The sequence below is a fragment of the Streptomyces axinellae genome (assembly GCF_039532135.1).
In the GTDB taxonomy this organism is placed as follows: Bacteria; Actinomycetota; Actinomycetes; order Streptomycetales; family Streptomycetaceae; genus Streptomyces; species Streptomyces axinellae.
This window is the reverse complement of sequence record NZ_BAAARJ010000033.1, coordinates 17670-34739: the sequence shown is the minus strand read 5'-3', so window position 1 is coordinate 34739 and position 17070 is coordinate 17670. Positions and strand designations below refer to the sequence as shown.

General features: G+C 73.2%; 13 protein-coding genes. 11 read left to right on the top strand and 2 right to left on the bottom strand.

Translation table 11 applies throughout. The features are described 5' to 3' along the window. Positions 1–83: 83 nt before the first annotated feature. Genes ABD339_RS31750 through ABD339_RS31725 form a run of 6 tightly spaced genes read left to right on the top strand, consistent with a single transcriptional unit; the run spans position 84 to position 7353 of the window. Complete coding sequence (locus ABD339_RS31750) at positions 84–1424, top strand: aminotransferase family protein (protein ID WP_344570631.1); 1341 nt, start codon at positions 84–86, stop codon at positions 1422–1424. Beyond that, positions 1421–3265 (top strand): transketolase, encoded by a 1845-nt coding sequence (locus tag ABD339_RS31745; RefSeq protein ID WP_344570630.1) that lies wholly within the window; start codon positions 1421–1423, stop codon positions 3263–3265. Before ABD339_RS31750 ends, ABD339_RS31745 begins: the two co-directional genes overlap by 4 nt. Further along, the gene (locus ABD339_RS31740) at positions 3262–4632 is read left to right on the top strand and encodes a glycosyltransferase (protein WP_344570629.1); all 1371 of its coding nucleotides are present in this window, start codon (positions 3262–3264) and stop codon (positions 4630–4632) included. Before ABD339_RS31745 ends, ABD339_RS31740 begins: the two co-directional genes overlap by 4 nt. After that, positions 4629–5459 carry an SDR family NAD(P)-dependent oxidoreductase gene (locus ABD339_RS31735; protein ID WP_344570628.1) on the top strand — a complete coding sequence of 277 codons (831 nt, stop codon included), beginning with the start codon at positions 4629–4631 and terminating at the stop codon, positions 5457–5459. The genes ABD339_RS31740 and ABD339_RS31735 overlap by 4 nt, the downstream gene beginning before the upstream one ends. Further along, positions 5456–6067 (top strand): DUF1349 domain-containing protein, encoded by a 612-nt coding sequence (locus ABD339_RS31730; RefSeq protein ID WP_344570627.1) that lies wholly within the window; start codon positions 5456–5458, stop codon positions 6065–6067. The genes ABD339_RS31735 and ABD339_RS31730 overlap by 4 nt, the downstream gene beginning before the upstream one ends. Further along, positions 6064–7353: a hypothetical protein gene (locus tag ABD339_RS31725; protein WP_344570626.1), complete on the top strand. Its 1290-nt coding sequence runs from the start codon at positions 6064–6066 to the stop codon at positions 7351–7353. Before ABD339_RS31730 ends, ABD339_RS31725 begins: the two co-directional genes overlap by 4 nt. A gap of 27 nt (positions 7354–7380) precedes the next feature. Here the strand turns inward: ABD339_RS31725 and ABD339_RS31720 are convergent, their stop codons facing one another. Continuing rightward, a complete protein-coding gene (locus ABD339_RS31720) occupies positions 7381–8454 on the bottom strand; it encodes a Gfo/Idh/MocA family protein (protein WP_344570625.1) in 1074 nt (357 codons plus the stop codon). A 25-nt stretch (positions 8455–8479) separates the two neighbouring features. Beyond that, the gene (locus ABD339_RS31715) at positions 8480–9460 is read right to left on the bottom strand and encodes an aldo/keto reductase (RefSeq protein WP_344570624.1); all 981 of its coding nucleotides are present in this window, start codon (positions 9458–9460) and stop codon (positions 8480–8482) included. 322 nt (positions 9461–9782) lie between these two features. Between ABD339_RS31715 and ABD339_RS31710 the strand changes: the two genes are divergently transcribed. The 5 genes from ABD339_RS31710 to ABD339_RS31690 all read left to right on the top strand — a co-directional run bounded on the left by ABD339_RS31710 (position 9783) and on the right by ABD339_RS31690 (position 17067). Next, positions 9783–10508, top strand: coding sequence for an HAD family hydrolase (locus ABD339_RS31710; RefSeq protein ID WP_344570623.1), 726 nt, complete (start codon positions 9783–9785; stop codon positions 10506–10508). After that, positions 10475–11809 carry a ferritin-like domain-containing protein gene (locus ABD339_RS31705; protein ID WP_344570622.1) on the top strand — a complete coding sequence of 445 codons (1335 nt, stop codon included), beginning with the start codon at positions 10475–10477 and terminating at the stop codon, positions 11807–11809. The genes ABD339_RS31710 and ABD339_RS31705 overlap by 34 nt, the downstream gene beginning before the upstream one ends. After that, positions 11806–12681: a hypothetical protein gene (locus ABD339_RS31700; RefSeq protein WP_344570621.1), complete on the top strand. Its 876-nt coding sequence runs from the start codon at positions 11806–11808 to the stop codon at positions 12679–12681. Before ABD339_RS31705 ends, ABD339_RS31700 begins: the two co-directional genes overlap by 4 nt. A gap of 95 nt (positions 12682–12776) precedes the next feature. Then, positions 12777–14186 (top strand): APC family permease, encoded by a 1410-nt coding sequence (locus ABD339_RS31695; protein WP_344570620.1) that lies wholly within the window; start codon positions 12777–12779, stop codon positions 14184–14186. A gap of 127 nt (positions 14187–14313) precedes the next feature. Beyond that, positions 14314–17067 carry a helix-turn-helix transcriptional regulator gene (locus ABD339_RS31690; protein WP_344570619.1) on the top strand — a complete coding sequence of 918 codons (2754 nt, stop codon included), beginning with the start codon at positions 14314–14316 and terminating at the stop codon, positions 17065–17067. The last annotated feature ends 3 nt before the right edge of the window (positions 17068–17070 follow it).

The window sequence follows — 17070 nt, the reverse complement described above, 5'->3', positions numbered from 1 at the left end:
TCCCCGCCCCGCACGCTCAGCTCTCGCACCAGCTTCCCATTGCCGACCGGAGCCCAGGTGGCGCCGGCTTGAAGGAGATGACCGTGCCGCCAGCCGTCCAGACCGATCCGGCCTCCTCGTGGACCGGCCTCGACACATCAGCTTTCTGCTTCGAATCGCCCCGCACCCCGGACACGATCCTGTTCGAGTCGGCCCAGGGGGTCCGGCTGGCCGACACGGCCGGACGAGAGTACCTGGACGGGGTGTCGGGGATCTTCGTGACCTGCTTCGGTTACGGCAGCCGACCGATCGTCGAAGCCATCACCGAGCAGCTGCACCGACTGCCCTTCAACCCACCGTTGCACGGCACCAGCCGGGCAGCCGTCGAACTGGCCACGCAGCTGGTCCAGTTGGCGCCGGCCCCGCTCTCACTGGCCAAACTGGTCAACGGCGGTTCGGAGAGTGTGGAGGCCGCCTTGCGGCTCGCCCGCCTCTACCACCGGGAGCGGGGCGAGCCGGGCAGGTACAAGGTGCTGAGCTGTTACCACGGCTACCACGGCGCCACCTACGGCTCGCTCGCCATGACCGGGCGCCCCGACACCACCCGCTTCGGCCCCGGCCTGACCGGCGCCGTGCGGGTGTGGACGCCACACTCGCTGGCCCGGCTGTCCGGGCTCGGGCCAGAAGAGGCCGGGCAGACGGCCCTGGCCCTGATCGAACGGACCATCGAGGCGGAGGCCCCGGCCGCGATCGCGGCACTGGTGGTCGAGCCGGTGGTTCACCTGCTGGGGATGGCCGTGCCCCCGCCCGGCTTCCTGCCGGGGCTGCGCCGCTTGTGCGACCGGTACGGCATCCTGCTGGTGTTCGACGAGATCGTGACCGGATTCGGGCGCACCGGGCAGGCGTTCGCCGCCGACACCTTCCAAGCCGTGCCCGATCTGCTCTGCGTCGGCAAGGGCATATCCGGCGGGTACGCCCCGCTGGCCGCCGTACTCATCAGCGAACGGGTCGCCCCCGTGCTGGCGACCGGAGCGGCCTCCTACGCCTTCGCCCCCTCGCACACCTACGCGGCGAACCCGGTCAGTGCCGCGGCGGGGCTGGCCGCGCTGCGGCTGTACCGGGAGCTGGATGTGCCGACGAGAGTCACCCGGCTGTCCGGGCACCTCACGATCCTGCTGGAGAGCACACTGCGCGGCCGTGGCGTACTGCGCTCGGCCGGACTGCTGTACGGGATCACGCTGACGGCCGGCCCGCCGGCCGCCGGGGGCGAGGGCGGGGTGGGCCAGGCGGTCGCCCGGGCGTGCCTGCGGCGCGGTCTGATCATCCGGGGGGAGGACGACTGGGTAGTGCTGGCTCCGGCCTACGTCTCCACCGAGGCGGATCTGGACCGGATCGCCGCCCTGCTGGGTGCGGCGCTCGACGAGGTGCTGGGCGAGGTGCCGTGACCGCGCCGGTGACCAGTGGCCCGGTCGGGGCCGGCGGCCCGGGGCTGCTCGGCCGCTTCGAGGAGCCGGCCCGCGCGGCACGGCCCCGGCTCACCCCGGACGAGGCCAGGGTGATCGAGCAGGAACTGGCCGAGTGGCGGCGCCTGGAGGGACGGTACGCGCCGGCGACGCCCCTGGGGGAACTGGCCGCCGTGGCCGCGGCCGTACCCGAGCGGCTCTACCGGGACAGCGCGAAGGTCCTGCTGCGCATGCACGAGATCGCCGGATCCGGCAACCACCAGAGCTGCCTGTCGTCGCTGAGCCTGGTACGTGCCTGCTTCGACCTGGGCCTGGTGCCCGGCCCCGGGGAGCGCGCAGGGCAGCGCGACGGCGCCGGCCCGAGCGCGGGAAGCGCCGAACTCGTCGTCGGGCGCGGGCACATCGCCCCCAGCTTCTACGCCGAGCGGTATGTGCGGGGCACCTTTCCGTTCACCCCGCTGGCCACGCTGCACCGGGACGGCCTGACCGGGGTGGTCCACCGGGACTGGGGCTTCCGCAACACCATGCGCTACAGCCTGGGCGTCGGACTGGCCCAGGCGGTGAGCCTGGCCTGGGACCTGCGCCGGCAGGGGCTGCGCCGCAAGGTCGTGTGCCTGGCCGGGGACGGGGAACTGCACGAGGGCATCACCTTCGAGTGCCTGCGCTTCGCGCACGAGGCCGGGCTCGACAATCTGGTCCTGGTCGTCGACAGCAACGGCAAGGGCATCGAACCGCTGCGTGCCCCGGTCAGCAGAGAGTACCTGTCCCACTACCTGGGCCAGGCGGCGGAGACGGACGGCCTGGACACCGAAGCCGTCGCCAAGTCCCTGCGGGTGATGCTGGACGGGCCGGGCGGCGGTGCGCTGCTGTGCGCCACCCGCAAGGAGGGGCACAGCTTCAAGCTGCCTCCCGCCCCGGACGCACCCCCGCCCAGGCCCTCGTTCGCCACCACGGCCGGCCCGCTGCTCGCCGGGCTCCAGAAGGACACTGGCCGCCGCCTCGCTGTCTTCACCGGCGACATGGCCGCCCGCTTCGGCCTGCCGAACGCAGTGCCGTACGAGAACACCGGGCTCGCCGAGACGCTCTCCCTCGGACTCACGCTGAGCCTGCCGGAGGAGACCGTGAAGGTCGTCGCGACCGACGCCATGTACTACATGGACTCCCTGGGCATGCTCACCGAGGCCACCACCAGCACCCGGCACCTGCTCGTGCTGGCCGGCCGCAGCTGGGGGGCCTGGGGCGGCGCCACCAACTCGCTGAACCTGCTGGACCAGATCACCGGGACCCGGGCCTACGAGCCGGTCACCGCCGCCGAGTTCCGCTCCTGCGTCCGGCGGCTGCTGGCCGATCCGGCGACGGCCCACGTGCTGAGCATGGTGGACGCCCGCTTCACCGCCCCCGGCGAGGACTGTGCCGGGGACGTCGATGCGGCCGTCTGGCTCGGCGGCGCCCCGGACGCCGCGGACCTCGACTGCTGCGTGATCACCTTCGGTTACGCGGGCGTACTCGTCGCGCAGGCCAACCGTGACGGTGGCCTGGGGGTGCCCCATCTGCACTGCGCGGCGCTGCGTCCCGAGCTGGACCCAGCCCTGGTCGAGCGGCTGCGGCGCTGCCGTGCGCTGCTGAGCGTGGAGTACAACGGGGTGTCCGGCGGGTTCGGGGAAGGCCTGCGGTCCAGGCACCTACTGCCGCTGACGCCGCACGGGGTGCGCTCGGACATCCGCAACTGCGTTCACGACACGCAGCTGTCCCGGCACGGCATGACGCCCCGCGCCCTCGCCGAGCGGCTGCGGGCGCTGCGAGAGGACGGAGCGGCCGGATGAGCGTCGACTGGCACTTCCACGACTCCCGCAGCGGCCGGCCGGCCGGATCGGTGGACGGTGCGGTCTTCATGCACCAGGAGATGGCCGAGCTGCTCGCCGGTCGCGGCGCCGTCCCGCACGACCTCACCCGGGGCCGACCGGACCTGCCGGAGGGCTTGGCCCCGGGTGCCCGGGGGGACCTGGTGTACGCCGGCAGCGGTCCCTACGCCTACCTCTACCACCTGTGGCGGGAGCAGGCCGGGGCGTCGTACCGCATCGTGCGGGAGATCCACACCAGCTTGTGGTCCGGCTACTGGGCCCAGGAGGAGCTGTGCCGCGGCTACGTCCGGGACGGCGATCTGGCGCTGTTCCCGACCGAATTCGCGCGGCAGCTGTACATCCGCCACTTCGACAGCGTCCGCGAGGAGAACTCGGCGGTCGCCTATCCGCTGCTGCACCGGCTGCCGCGCCGGCCCGCGGTCCAGGTGCCCGCGCCCACCGACACGCTGCGCATCGGCTACCTCGGGGCACTGTCCGAGGCGAAGAACTTCGACCAGGTGTTGCGGGTCTTCGCCCGGCTGCACGAACTGAGCGGAGGCCGGGCGGGGCTGGTGTTCGCGGGCAAGCCGAACACGGAACGGTTCGCACCGGAGCGGGTGCTGGAGGCCCTGAGCCGGCACGGAGTGCGCCCTCAACAGGTCAGGGCTCCGGGCGTGCTGGGGCGGGGGGAGCTGGGCGGCTTCTTCCGCGCCGTCGATGTGCTGCTCTTCCCGAGCACGGCGTCCCGCGAGACGCTCGGCAGAGTGGTCCTCGAAGCGCTGGCGCACGGGGTCCCGGTTCTCGCGGCGGACGTGGGCCCCGCGGTGGAACTCCTGCCCGCGGAGAACCTGATACCGACGGCCCTGGACACCACCACGGAGTTCACCATGGGCCGGATCCGGCCGCTCGGCCGGATCGACGAGGAGACTTGCGCCGAGCGCCTGCTGCGCCGTGCCTACGCGCCGGCCCGGCTCCCGGACGGCGGCCCCTACGACGCCGGGGCGCTGTGGCGGGCGCTGGAGGAGCCCGGCCGGCGCCCCGGGGTCCGGCCCGACCGGCGGATCGCCGGGGCCCTGCGGGTGGCCGAGCGGTCCCGGGCCCACCCGGGGCTCGATTTGGAGCGGGCCGAGCGTCTGTTCCTGGACTACTTCCAGCGGAACGACAGCGCACTGGAGTCGGCCCTGGCCGGGCTGGAGACCCGTACCGGAAGCCGGTGGCCCGGCCTGCGCGAGATCGTCGCCCGGCCCCGGCGCGAGCTGGCCGACTACCGGGCCTTTCCCCGACTGCTGGACGCGCTGCTGCTCGAACCCCTGACGTACCGACAGACCGTCGATGAGGAGAGCCGATGACCACACAGCCGTCACAGCCCGACGACCGTGTCGTCCTGGTGGCCGGCGGCGGCCGCGGGATGGGTGCAGCGGTCGTGGAAACGTTCGCTCGCCGGGGCGCCACCGTGGTGGCCGCCGACGCACAGCAGCTCGCCTCGGACGTCAACCACTACCGCAGCCGGCGGACGGGCGGATACGCCGCCGCGCGGGAACTCGCCCGCACTCTCGGCGAGAAGGGGTTCGTGGTGACGGCCGCCGACGTAGACGCGGGCGACGAGGACTCGGTACGGGCCCTGCTGAAGCGGATCGACGAGGAGCACGGGAGACTCGACGTGGTGGTCAACGCCTTCGGTGTCGCACACATCTCCCGGGTCGAGGAAATGACGCTCGCCCAGTTCGAAGCCGTCCTTACGGGCAACTTGTCCGGGGTCTTCCTGGTGTGCAAGCACGCGATCGGGCTGCTGCGCCGGAGCGGAGGCGGTGCCATCGTCAACTTCTCCTCCATCTCCGGCCGGATGGGCTTCGCCAAGGAGGCCCACTACTGTGCCGCGAAGTTCGGGGTGATCGGTTTCACCGCCGCCCTCGCCAAGGAGGTTGCGCACAGCGGCATCCGGGTCAACGCCGTGTGCCCGGGCATCGTCCGCACCCAGATGTGGGAGTACCTACTGAGCGAGTTCGTGCGCCCGGGCGAGACCCGGGAGCAGTGCTGGGAGCGGATGCGCGCACTGATTCCGCAGGGCGAGTTCCAGAGCCCGCAGGACATCGCCGACACCGTCGTCCATCTCGCTTCCGCGCCCCGGCTGACCGGGCAGGCGATCAGCGTCGATGGCGCGATGGCCCAGCCGTGACCGCTGCCCAAGGACCCCCACGCGCCGAGCACGCCGCACCGTTCCCCGGGGCGTGGTACTGGCTGGGGCCGCCGGCCGGGGCCGTGCGCCCGGTGCCGGAGGAGCTTCGACTGACGGCGGGAGCCGGCACCGACCTGTACGCGATGCCGGCGGTACGCGAGATCGATGCGCTGCCCGCGCTGGTGCGGCAGTTCGACGGCGACTTCCGGCTGTCGGCCGGGGTCGTCGTCGAGGACGGCGCCCGCTTCGCGGACGCCGGCGGGCTCGTCGTCCGAACCGGTGCCGGCTGGGTCAAGTTGTGCGTCGAGCGGACGGTCGCCGGGTCCTGGGCCGTAGTGACGGTCGCCTCCCTGCCGTACTCCGACGAGGCCATGGGGCCGGCCCTGCCCGGGCCCCGCGCCGACCTGCTGGTGACCCGGGAGGGACGTCGGTTCGCGGGGCTGTTCCGTACCTCGCGGGACGCGGACTGGCGGTTCGTCCGGACCCTGTGCCTTCCCGAAGGTCCGCTGTGGGCGGGCGTGTTCGCGCAGGCCCCGCTCTCGGCCGGCGCCATCGTCCGCTTCCACGACCTGGCCTGTGGTCCGGAACCCCTGCGGGACCGCAGGTGAAGGGCCACGACGCGGACGGAGGCGACCCGGTGCCGGCGAACGCGCTGGAGCGGCTGGTACGGCGCGTGCCGCCGGCTTCGGGCCCCGGGGCCTTCGCCGGACACCTGGCGCGGGTGTCCGAGGATCTTCTGGACGTCCCGCGGCCGCTGGAGGCCGGGCAGGCCGTCCACTGGGCCCGGCGCAAGGCCCGGGCGCTGGGGCTCGACCCCGCCCGGCTGGAACACCATCTGGGACGCGGGCTCGCCCAGGCCGGGTCCCTCGGCCCGGACGAGGCCGCCGAGTACCGCCGCAACCTCGCGACGCTGCTGCCCGGTTCCGCCGGGGGTTCCGAGGCACGCCCGCCGGAGCCGGCGGCGCTGTACGCGGCGCTGTGCGCACTCGGGAGCGAGACGGTACAGGCCGTGCGGCAGGGGCTCGGCGCCGAGCGCCGGGTGGTGGTCTTCCTCGGTACGGACGCCGAGTTCCTGAAGCTCTCCTACGATGTGTGGCGGGGCAGCGCGCACGCCTCCCGCGTCTTCTACATGAGCCGGCTGTCGCTGCTGAGCGATGCCGAGCGGCGGGTGCTGGCGCGCACCCGGCACGAGGTGTTCGGCGCGGACGGTCTGTCCGATACCGTCTCCGGCGGCGGCCGGGGGGGACGGCACTTCGCGTGGATGGACAACGGGCTGGTCGCCTCGCAGTTGTTCCTGCTGATCTCGGCGGCCCGGGAGCGCGCCGCGGCGGGAGAGGCGGGCTTCGGGGAGCTGTTCATCCGGCTGTTCCGCCAGGAGCTGGCGGACGGCCACGGGCAGGCCGGACGGCGCAGCGGGGGGCCGCTGACCCTGTTCGGGACGGCACACCCGCTGGTGGACGAGGTGCTCGCACACGGCATCGACCAGGGCCTGTTCGCACAGCGCTGCGGTGCGCTGGCCCGCCGGTTCCGGGTGGCCGCTGGCCGGGGTCCCGGCGACCCGGTGATCGTGGACATCGGGGCCAACGGCACCCAGCCCTGCCTGCTGCTCGGCGCGCTGGCCGCGGGGCACGCGCTGTCGCCGTCGGTCGTCCTGTTCACCTCGCCGCGCCGGTCGTGGGGTCCCGCCTCCCCGGCGTTCCGCGGCGTCCCGGTGACCGGACGGTTCGCCATGGCGGTCGAGTCGATGAAGTCGTACCGGACCGACTACCGGGGGGCGCTGGACGGCGCCCGCGGAGAACTCGCGGTGGTCCCGCCCGACCAGCAGCTCCTCGCCTTCTTCAAACAACTGGCCTTCCACCGGGCCGCGGTGCGCGAGCGTGCCCGCACCGGGTGAGTGTCGGCCGGGCCCACCGCCGCGCCGTCAGGGCGTCCCGTCCGGCCGGGTCAGCCGCACCCGGCCGCCGGTCTCCAGGGAGGTGCGTACCGCCATCGCCAGCCCGACCGCCCGGATACCGTCCCGGACGCCCGGCTCGGGGGCGGTACCGGCGCTGACGGACCGGACGAAATGGCGCAGAGCGGCAGAGGCGATCCGGCCACGCGCGAGGGGCTCCCAGCTCTCCCGTACGGCCTCGGTGTGCTCGGCTGTGGCCCATTCCAGGGCGGTGAACATGTGGTCGCGGCCGGTGAGCCGGGCCTGCCCCCGTTCGGCGTGGACGGTCAGCGCGGCCGGGGTGCGCAGCGCCTGGACGCCGAGGCTGCCTCCGGTCAGGACGGCGGCGGCGCCGCCGGCGTACCCGATGGCCACGGCGATGCCGTCCTCCAGGCGTCCGCCGCGGTAGGCGCCGCCTTCGGCGTGCACTGTCTCCGGCTCGCCCAGCAGGAAGCCGAGGGTGTCGAAGAGGTGACAGGTGTTCTCGTTGACGACGCCGTTGCCGTCGGCGGGATCCCCGACCCACCCAGGGCTGTCGTCCCGGGGCAGCATCAGGTCCGCGTTCACCACCAGGGGGCGGCCCAGGGGTCCCGCGAGGAGTTCCCGCAGTCGGGCGACGGCGGGCAGGTGCCGCAAGCAGAAGTCCAGCATCACCGGGGACGCGGGGTACTCGGAGCACAGCCGGGCCAGGGCTTCGGCGTGCCGGCGGTCGGCGGCGAACGGCTTTTCCAGGAAGAGCGCGAGCCCCGCGTCCCCGGCGGCGCGGATCAGCTTCCCGCGGGCGCGCGGCGGTACGGCGAGGACGACGGCGTCCAGCTCCTCCTCGGCGATCAGGCGCAGGCCGTCGCGGTAGCCGCAGGCGCCGAGCGACGCGCTGAAGCCGGCCAGGTCCAGGCCCTGGCCGGCCGGGTCGAGTTCGGCCACGGCCACCAGGTCCGCGCCGTCCAGGCGGACGAGTTCGTGGGCATGGCACCGGCCGAAGCCGAGTCCGACCACGGCGCATCTGAGCGGCCGGCCGGACGGCGGCACGCAGGCGCCGTCCGACCGGGCGTCGCTTGTGGCCATGGAGTCCTCCCGAGTTCTCACAGGGTCACCGGCCGGGGGCCGGCCGGTCACTGTCTCGTTCGCCTTCGCCTTCGCCTTCGCCTTCGCCCCCGTCACCGTCGCTGCTCGGCCAGGTCCGCTCGGTGACGTCGGCGAAACAGCCGAGCACCGCGTCCAGCACCCCGGACTCGGGTGCAGCTTCCACGGCCCGCAGATTGCGGTCGAGGTGGCCGGGATCGCCGGCACCGGTGAGCACCGCGTCGAGCTGGGGGCAGGCGAGCGCATACCGCATGGCCAGGGAGGCCAGGTCGGTGCCGTGCTGGGCGCATACGGCGGCAGCGCGGCGGGCGGCGGCGCGCAGGGCGGCGGGTGCGGGGTGCCATCCGGGCGGGCCCGCGCGGGTGAGCAGGCCCATGGCAAGCGGGCTGCCGAGGATCGTGGCCACCCGCCGGGCACGCCAGCCGGCAGCCGGTGCGGCCAGGCTTCGATCGTGCAGACCGTAGCGGCAGTAGCTCTGCACGACCTCGGCCCCGTGCCGAACCGCCGCCGCCAGCGGATCGAGCAGCAGCCCGGACACCCCGACGGCACGGGTCTTGCCCTCGTCCCGGAGCCGTTCCAGCAGGGGCAGCACCTCTTCGACGAGCCGGTCGGGGTCGCAGTACTCGACGTCGTGCGCGAACAGGACGTCCACGTGGCCAGTGCCGAGCCGGCGCAGGCTGTCTTCGAGGCCGGAGCGGATCCGGGCCGGGGAGAAGTCGAAGGTCCCGGGCGCGTAGCAGCCCACCTTGGTGGTCAGCACCACCTCCTCGCGCCGCCCTCGCAGCGCCCGGCCCACCCACTCCTCCGCCAGGCCCCGGCCGTAGGAGGGCGCGGTGTCGACGAGGGTGATGCCGGCATCCAGGCCGCGCAGCAGAACCCGCAGGGACGCTTGCGGGGGCCGACGGGCGAAGATCCCCATGAATGTGGTGGTACCGAGTCCCAGCCGGGAGACCTTCAGCCCGGTGGCCCCCAGAGTGCTGTACCGCATGACCGCGGCCCCTCCCTGCCTCGGGTCCCCGCCTCGGGGTGTCCGGGGGCAGCGTGCCACCGAGGCGCGCCGTCCACACCACTGGACCGAGTAGGGCGTGGGCCCGCTTCCCGGCGGTGCGCCGCCGCGGGCCCGGTCCGGGCGGCCCGCAAGCCGGCGGTCAGTCCGTACGCGGTGAGCGATCGGGCGGTGTGGCACCCGGCCGGGGGCGGCACAGTGGGCCGTGGCCGGTCCTGGTGGCGCGGTGGCGTCCCTGCCCCACCCGGCACGCCGGGACCGGGCCCTTGGGAGCGCTGGACCGATACGGATGGGGGCCCGCACTGTGCCGACCGAACACGACCCTGAGCGGCCCGCGGCACCGGTCGCCGCGGTGATCTTCGACTTCGACGGCGTCATCGTCGACTCGGTCCGTCCCGATCTGCTCGCGTGCCGCGCCCTGTACCGCGAGTACGGCGGCGGGGAGTTGTCGCAGGGCTGGTGGGCGGAGCAGGTGTGCGGACGGCCCGCCGGCTACGAGTGCCTGTTCGAGCGACTGCTGGCGGTACGGTCCGCAGCCGGCGCGGCCCGGCCGGGCCGCGCGCAACTGCGTCGGCGGCTGGCCGAGCTGTGGGAGGAGTACCTCACCGAGGAGTACGTGCGGCTGCTGCCTGCCGTGCGGGAGACCGTGGAGGGTCTGCGCTCGGCCGGGCTGCCGCTGGGCATCGCCTCGGCCGCGGACGGCGCGTGGGTACGGCGCTGGCTGACGCGCTACGGGTTGTCGCGGCACTTCACGGCGGTGGTCACCGGGGACGACGTACCGGCCAGGAAGCCGGATCCGGCGGTGTACCGGGAGGCCCTGCACCGGCTGGGTATCCCCGCCGGGGCGTGTGTGGCGTTCGAGGACTCGCTCAGCGGGGTGGCGGCAGCGCGGGCCGCCGGGGTGACCGTGGTCGCGGTACCCACTCCTACGACCCGGTTCCTGGACCACTCCAGCGCACACGCGGTATTGCCGGACCTCTCGGCCGTCTCCCCCCAGTGGCTCGCGCGGGCGGGGCGGACGGGATGGTGACCGGCGGCGGTACGGGGGCCCGCCGGATCCGGCTCACCGAGGAACTGTGCCAAGTGGCCGAACTGGAGCACTCGCTGTGTCTGCAGTACCTGTACGCGGCCTTCTCCCTCAAGACCCGTCCGGAGGAGGGCGGTATCGACGAGGTGCAGGCCGAGCTGGTGCGCGAATGGAAGGGCCAGTTGCTGTTGCTGGCACGCGAGGAGATGCTCCATCTGGGGCTGGCGCTGAATCTGCTGGCCGCCGTCGGCGGCGCCGCGCATCTGCACCGGCCCAACTTCCCGCAGCCCGAGCGCTACTACCCGCTGGGCACGGTCGCGGCACTGGAGCCGTTCTCGGCCACGTCGCTGGAGCGGTTCCTCGACTACGAGCGGCCCTCCGCACCGCGGCCGGCCCCGGAGCCGGGCGCGCGGAGCGCCCCGGAGGCCGCGGAGCCGGGTGGACGAGGGCCGCAGACGGTGGGCCAGCTGTACAGCTGGATCCGCGCCACCGTCCTGGATCTGGAGGAGAAGGAGCTGTTCATCGGCTCTCGGTACCGGCAGGTCGACTCGGCCGCCGTCATCGACCCCGAGGGCGTGCTCGACGAGGACGTAACGGTGGGGTACGGGGTCGAGCCCTTCTCGATCGACGACCGGGCTTCCGCACTGCGGGCCATCGACCTGATCGTCGAGCAGGGGGAGGGCGCCGAGGAGGACCGGGAGGGCTCGCACTACCACCGGCTGCTGCGCATACGTGCCGAACTCGACGCCGAACTGGCCGCCGCCCGCACCGGCCGCCCCTTCGTACCGGCCCGTCCCCTGCTCCGCAATCCCGTGGTGCGGCCCGTGCCCGACGCCGAGGGCACCACACTGATCAGTGAGCCGCTGGCCCGCGAAGCGGCCGAACTGTTCGACGACGGATACGGCCTGCTGGTGCTCATGCTCCTGCGGTTCTACAGCCGGGTGGACGAGGCGCCCACGGAGCGGCAGCTCATCCAGCGGGTGGCGTTCTTCCCCCTGATGACGATGTTCGTGCGTCCGCTGGGAGAGGTACTGAGCGAGCTGCCGGCCCGCGCCGGGAATCCGCCGGCGAGCGCTGGTCCGCCCTTCGCGTTCCGGCGGGGGCTCGCGCTGATCCCCGAAGCGCGAGTGGCCCACCAGGTGTTCGCCGAGCGCCTGGCCGCCCTCGCCGTCCGCAGCCGACGGCTCGCCCGCCGGATGCGGGCCGCGAACGTGCCCGACCGCCTCCAGCACCGTACGGTCCTGCTGGCCAAGGATGTGGCGCGGATGTCGCGTTCGTTCGCCGGGGAAGTGGTCCGGCCGTGAGCGGGCAGCGTGCCCTGCGCATCGAGTTCGGCGGCTGGTTCATGTGCCGGCTGGCCACCGACCCCGATCCCACGGACGAGCCCCGGGGTGCCAGCGGCAGCACCTTCGCGCTGGCCGGGGAACCGGACCTGGACCGGGTGATCGTGCTGAACGACCCTCCGCCGGGCACGGTACGCAGCCACGCGCCCCAGGTCGGCGTGCACGTGACCCGCGCCGTCTACGGGGCCCGCCAGGTGAAGGAGTTGGTGGGCGGGCGGGTGGAGCTGCTGGACCGCCCGCGGTTCGAGAACCGGAACTTCGTCCTGACCACGGCGGGGCGGGAGCCGATCGTGCCCTTCCGGCTCCGCGTGAGTGGCGCCGACGGACACCCCCGCCTGGAGCGGTCCATGGCCATGTCCCGGACGGCTCCGGGTCAACAACAGCGGCCCGGCCGGCGGACGGATGTGCACCGGCTGCCGCAGCGGGTGCTCCAGGAATACGGAGCGCGCGGCTTCCGAATGGACGCCGCACTGGTCGCCTCCGCGACCGGCATCCATGACCCGCTGGCCGACCGCGCCGAGCGCCGTGCACGGCTGGCCGCCGAACTGCGGCAGCCCGGCATCCCTCCAATGCGGCGGGCGGCTTTGGGCAAACGCATCCGGGAACTGGATATCGCGCTGCGGAACCCCTCCGACGAACGGGTCGTCAACCTGACGGCCGTGGAGGAGTTCGCCTTCCCGCTGCACGGCCCGCCGGTCCTCCACGACCCGCTGCGTGGGCGGCTGCGGCCGGACACCGCCGTGCCCTGGACGGTCGCCTTCTGGATGGGCGGCTGGGACGCCGACGCGCTGTGCGGATTCCTACGGGGGAACCTGGTGGTACCGCTGATCTGATCTGTGCACTCCCCCTCACGGACACCGACGCGGTCCCGCCCCGCCGGCGCCGTCCACCGCTCCCCGCCTCCGATGAAAGGCCCGGTGCCCCGCCCATGGGTGACGTCAGCTCCGCGCGACCCGGCCCGGCACCGCAACAGCAACTGCGGCAGGGGGTCCTCGGCACGTCCGGAATCACTCTCATGGTGCTGTCCGCAGCCGCCCCCCTGACCGTGATGGCCGGCATCGCACCGCTGAGCATCATGCTCGGGGGCATCGGCGCACCCGCGGGCTATCTCGTGGCAGCGGCGGTGATGGCCGTGTTCGCCGTGGGATTCGTCGCGATGACCAAGTACGTCAGCCGCCCCGGCGCCTTCGACGCGTATGTGGAGCGAGGGCTGGGGCGGCGGGCCGGTGCGGGCGCGGGGCTGCTGGCCCTGCTGGCGTACAACGGCATCCAGATCAGCGGCTACGCGATTCTGGGCAGTTCCGTCGGCCCGGTCCTGCGTTCGCTGACCGGCGCGGGGGTGCACTGGGCGGTCCCCGCGCTGTCGGGCGTCGTCGTGGTGTGGTTCCTGGGGTACCGGGGCGTCGAGATCGGCGCCCGGGTACTCGGGGTACTCCTGGCCGTCGAGGCCGTGGTGCTGGCCCTGGTGGCCGGGGCCATCGTGGTCCAGGGCGGGGCGCACGGCCTGTCCTGGGACTCGTTCCGCCCTTCGCACATATGGACCGGGGGCATGGCCGCCGCGCTGACGGTATGTTTCGGCTCCTTCCTCGGTTTCGAGTCCACCGCCGTCTACCGGGCGGAGGCCCGCGATCCCGACCGGTCGGTGCCCCGGGCGACCCTCACGGCGCTGGTCTTCCTCGGCACCTTCTACACCTTCGTGGTGTGGAGCATTGTCCAGGCGTTCGGCCCGGTCCAGACGGTCTCCGTATCGGTGCACAACACCCGGGAGATGTACTACATCGCCGCCGAGCGCTACGTCGGCGCGTGGATCGCAGACGTGATGAAGGTCCTCATCATCACCAGCGTGCTCGCCTCCGCGCTGGCCTTCCACAACATGGTGAACCGCTACATCCACTCCCTGGCGATGCAGGGACTGCTGCCCGGTGCCCTCTCCCGGGTGCATCCGCGGCACCGGTCGCCGTCGGTGGCCGGAGTGTGCCAGAGCCTGCTGTCCGCTGTCGTGATCACGGGCTTCGCGGCAGCGGGCAGCGCCCCTTACCGGACGATGCTGATCTGGCTGAACACCCCGGGCATCATCGGCGTGATACTCCTCCAGGCGATCACAGCACTGGCGGTCGCGGTCTTCTTCTGGCGCACTCCGGGGCTGCCGCGAAGACGGCCCGTCTTCGCGGTGGCACTCGTGTCGCTGGTGCTCATGACGGGCGTCACGGTCGTACTGGTCCGCTACGTGGACGTCCTCACGGGGGCGGGCGGGGCGACCAACGCGGTGCTTGTCGGCCTGGTGCCGACCGTCCTGCTGCTCGGATTCGCCAGGCCGGCACCCCGGTCCCGGAGCTGACCGAATCCCGCTCATACGCCCTGGCGGGGTACCGGGGAACTCGGCATCCTGAACCGATGCCGGGCCGCCCGGCCCGGAACGTCCGGGGCCCTCGGACCCCGGCCACCGCGCGCGACGCGAGGAGGTCATGATGGCCCGTCTGTACGGGCGGGGCAGAGAGCTGGGGCTGGTCAGGACGCTGCTGGCCAGAGCGAACGGACCGGGTACCGGGCTGCTGATCGTCACCGGCGGCCGAGGCACCGGGAAGTCCAGGTTCCTGGCCTCGGCATCCCAGCTCGCGGCCGAATCGGGGCTGGAGGTCGTGCAGCTGAACGGCGGCGGGCTGTCCGGGGCCTCGCTCCGGTACCTCCTGGACGAACTGCGCGAGGCGCCGTTGGAGGAGTTCGCCGACCGATGGCACGACTGGGTCGACTTCCACGCACCGGGCGGCAGTCCGCAGGGGGCTGTCGTGGTCGCCATCGACGACGCGGACTGGTGCCGTTCGGTCGAATCCGCCATGCGGATCGTCCGCGGGGCCGATGTGCACTCGGCCCGCTCCCTGGTGGTCGTACTGGCCTGCCCGGACGATGTCACGGAACCGGCCGCCGAACCGGGCACGGCCTGGGACAGCGAGCAGGTGCACCGGCTCGGCGACCAGAGCCTTGCCGTGCTCTGCTGCCGGCTGCTGCCGCTGCCCCGAGAAGCGATCGAGCAGCTTGCGGCCGAGGTGCTGGGGATGCCCCCCGGGCCGGAGATCATGGAGGTCTGCTCGTACGCCGGTGGCGTTCCGGCCCGGTTGATGCGCTTGCTGACCGGCTTGCTGGAGGCCGGGGTGGAGACCGCACCGGACGGCACCGCGCGGCCGCACGACGCGTGTGTGCTCCCCCCACAGGCCCGCGCACTCGCCTCCAGGCGTCTCACCGGCGTGTCCGACAGCACCCGCCGGATGCTCGACATCGCTTCCGTCCTGGGGCAGTCCTTCGACCTGGAAGCCCTCTCGGCCGTTCTCGGACACAGTCCGCTGAGCCTGCTGCCCGCCATCCGGGAGGCGCGGGAAGCGGGGGTGCTGACCACGGAGGACTCGCTGCCCGCCTTCAAGGACCTCCTGGTGTGGCAGGCGGTGCGGGAGACTGTTCCCCGCCCTGTCCGTGGCGCGATCCTGCGGGACGTCGGCCATCGACTGCTGGCCTGTGGCGGCGCAGACACGCTCAGCGCCGGGTACCTGCTGCGGGCGGCCGAGAGCGGGGATCGCAGGGCCGCCTTGAGCCTGCCCGAGGCAGTCGCCCGCCGGGCCCGGAACGATCCGGTCACCGCCTCGGACATCGCCGCGCAGGCGCTGCGGCTGCCGCTGCTGGAGGAGGACGGCCGGGTCCGGCTCGTACGGATCAAGGCCGCCGGGCTGACAGTCCGTGGACTGCTGTCAGAGGCGGTCCTCTGTCTGGAGGAGGCGCTCAAGCGCCCGCTGGGACCCGCCTCGGCCAGTCTGCTCCACGCCCGGCTGGGAACCGTGCACCTGTGCGGCGGCGACCTGGCGGCGGCCACCGCACAGGCCCGGCAGGTGCTGAGCCGGGCCGGCAGGTCCCGGGCCCCACGCGAGACCGCCCTGCTCCTGGACTTCTGTCCCTTACGCTGGGACGACGCCGGCCAAGAGCCGTGGCGGGCGGCGGACGGCAGGGACAAGGGAAAGGATGCGGACCGGGTCCGGTATGCCGATCCCGACGTGGTCGGCAGCCACCGCTCCTGGTGCGAGGGACGGGTCGCGGAGTCACTCGACATGCTGCACGAGAGCAGCGCGAGCGGCCCCGCACCGTCCTGGGGCGACCGGGTGGCCGCGATCTTCGCCGGAGCGGCCCGCGTCCAGTATCTGGTGAGCCTGCGCGGATTCGCCGAGGCGGAAGCCGAACTGCGCGAAGCCGAGGCCCGGGCTGGTGCGAGCGGCGGCCGAGGGTGGCACGCGATGACCGGGAGCCTCCGGGCGCTGCTCCTTCTCGAACAGGGAAAGGTGGCGGCCGCCGTCCCGGCGGCCGAGGCGTCCCTCGACCTGAGCCGGCAGTACGGAACCGGCGCGCTCGCACCGCTCGCCCGCGCGGTATTGGCCATCGCCTCGCTGCGCCGGGTGGACATACCGGCCGCGGTGCGGCAGGCCGAGTTCCTTGACGCGGAGCTGAGCAGACACCGTTCCAACTGGACCACCCCGTCCATGCTGTGGGCCGCGTTGCTGGTCACCGAGGCGCGCCAGGGGCCCCGGGCCGCCGTGCGGATGGCCGAACGGCGGCTGTCCGAAGGGGTCAGTCCGTACGAACTGCTGTTGTACGCCCCGTACACGGCTCCATGGCTCGTGCGCACAGCGCTGGCCGCCAAGCTGCCGGAGTTCGCAGCCGAGGCGTCGGCCGCCGCAGGGTTCCTGGCCCGGAACAACCCGGGCCGACAGGTGCTCGGCGCGGCGGCCGAACACGCGCGAGGGCTGCTACGGGGCGACACCGCGGCGCTCCGGCACGCGGCTGACCTGCACCAGGACCCTTGGTCCCGGGCCCAGGCCCAGGAGGACCTGGCCAGTCTGTGCGAAGACCAGAACACGGCCGTGCACCATCTGGAGTGGGCCATCGGCGCCTACATGCGGTCCGGAGCACCACGGGACGCCGCCCGGGTCCGGCACAGCCTGCGGGAACGGGGTGTGCGCAAGCGCCACTGGAAGCATGCGGACCGCCCAGTGCAAGGCTGGGCGGCCCTGACGGAGACGGAACACACCGTCGCCCGCCTTGTCGCCACGGGAATGACGAACCGCCAGGCAGCTGAGCAGATGTCGCTCTCACACCACACGGTGAACTATCACCTGCGCAGCATCTACCGCAAACTCGACATATCTTCACGTGTCAAGCTCGCCGCGATGGTTCATGCCTAGAGT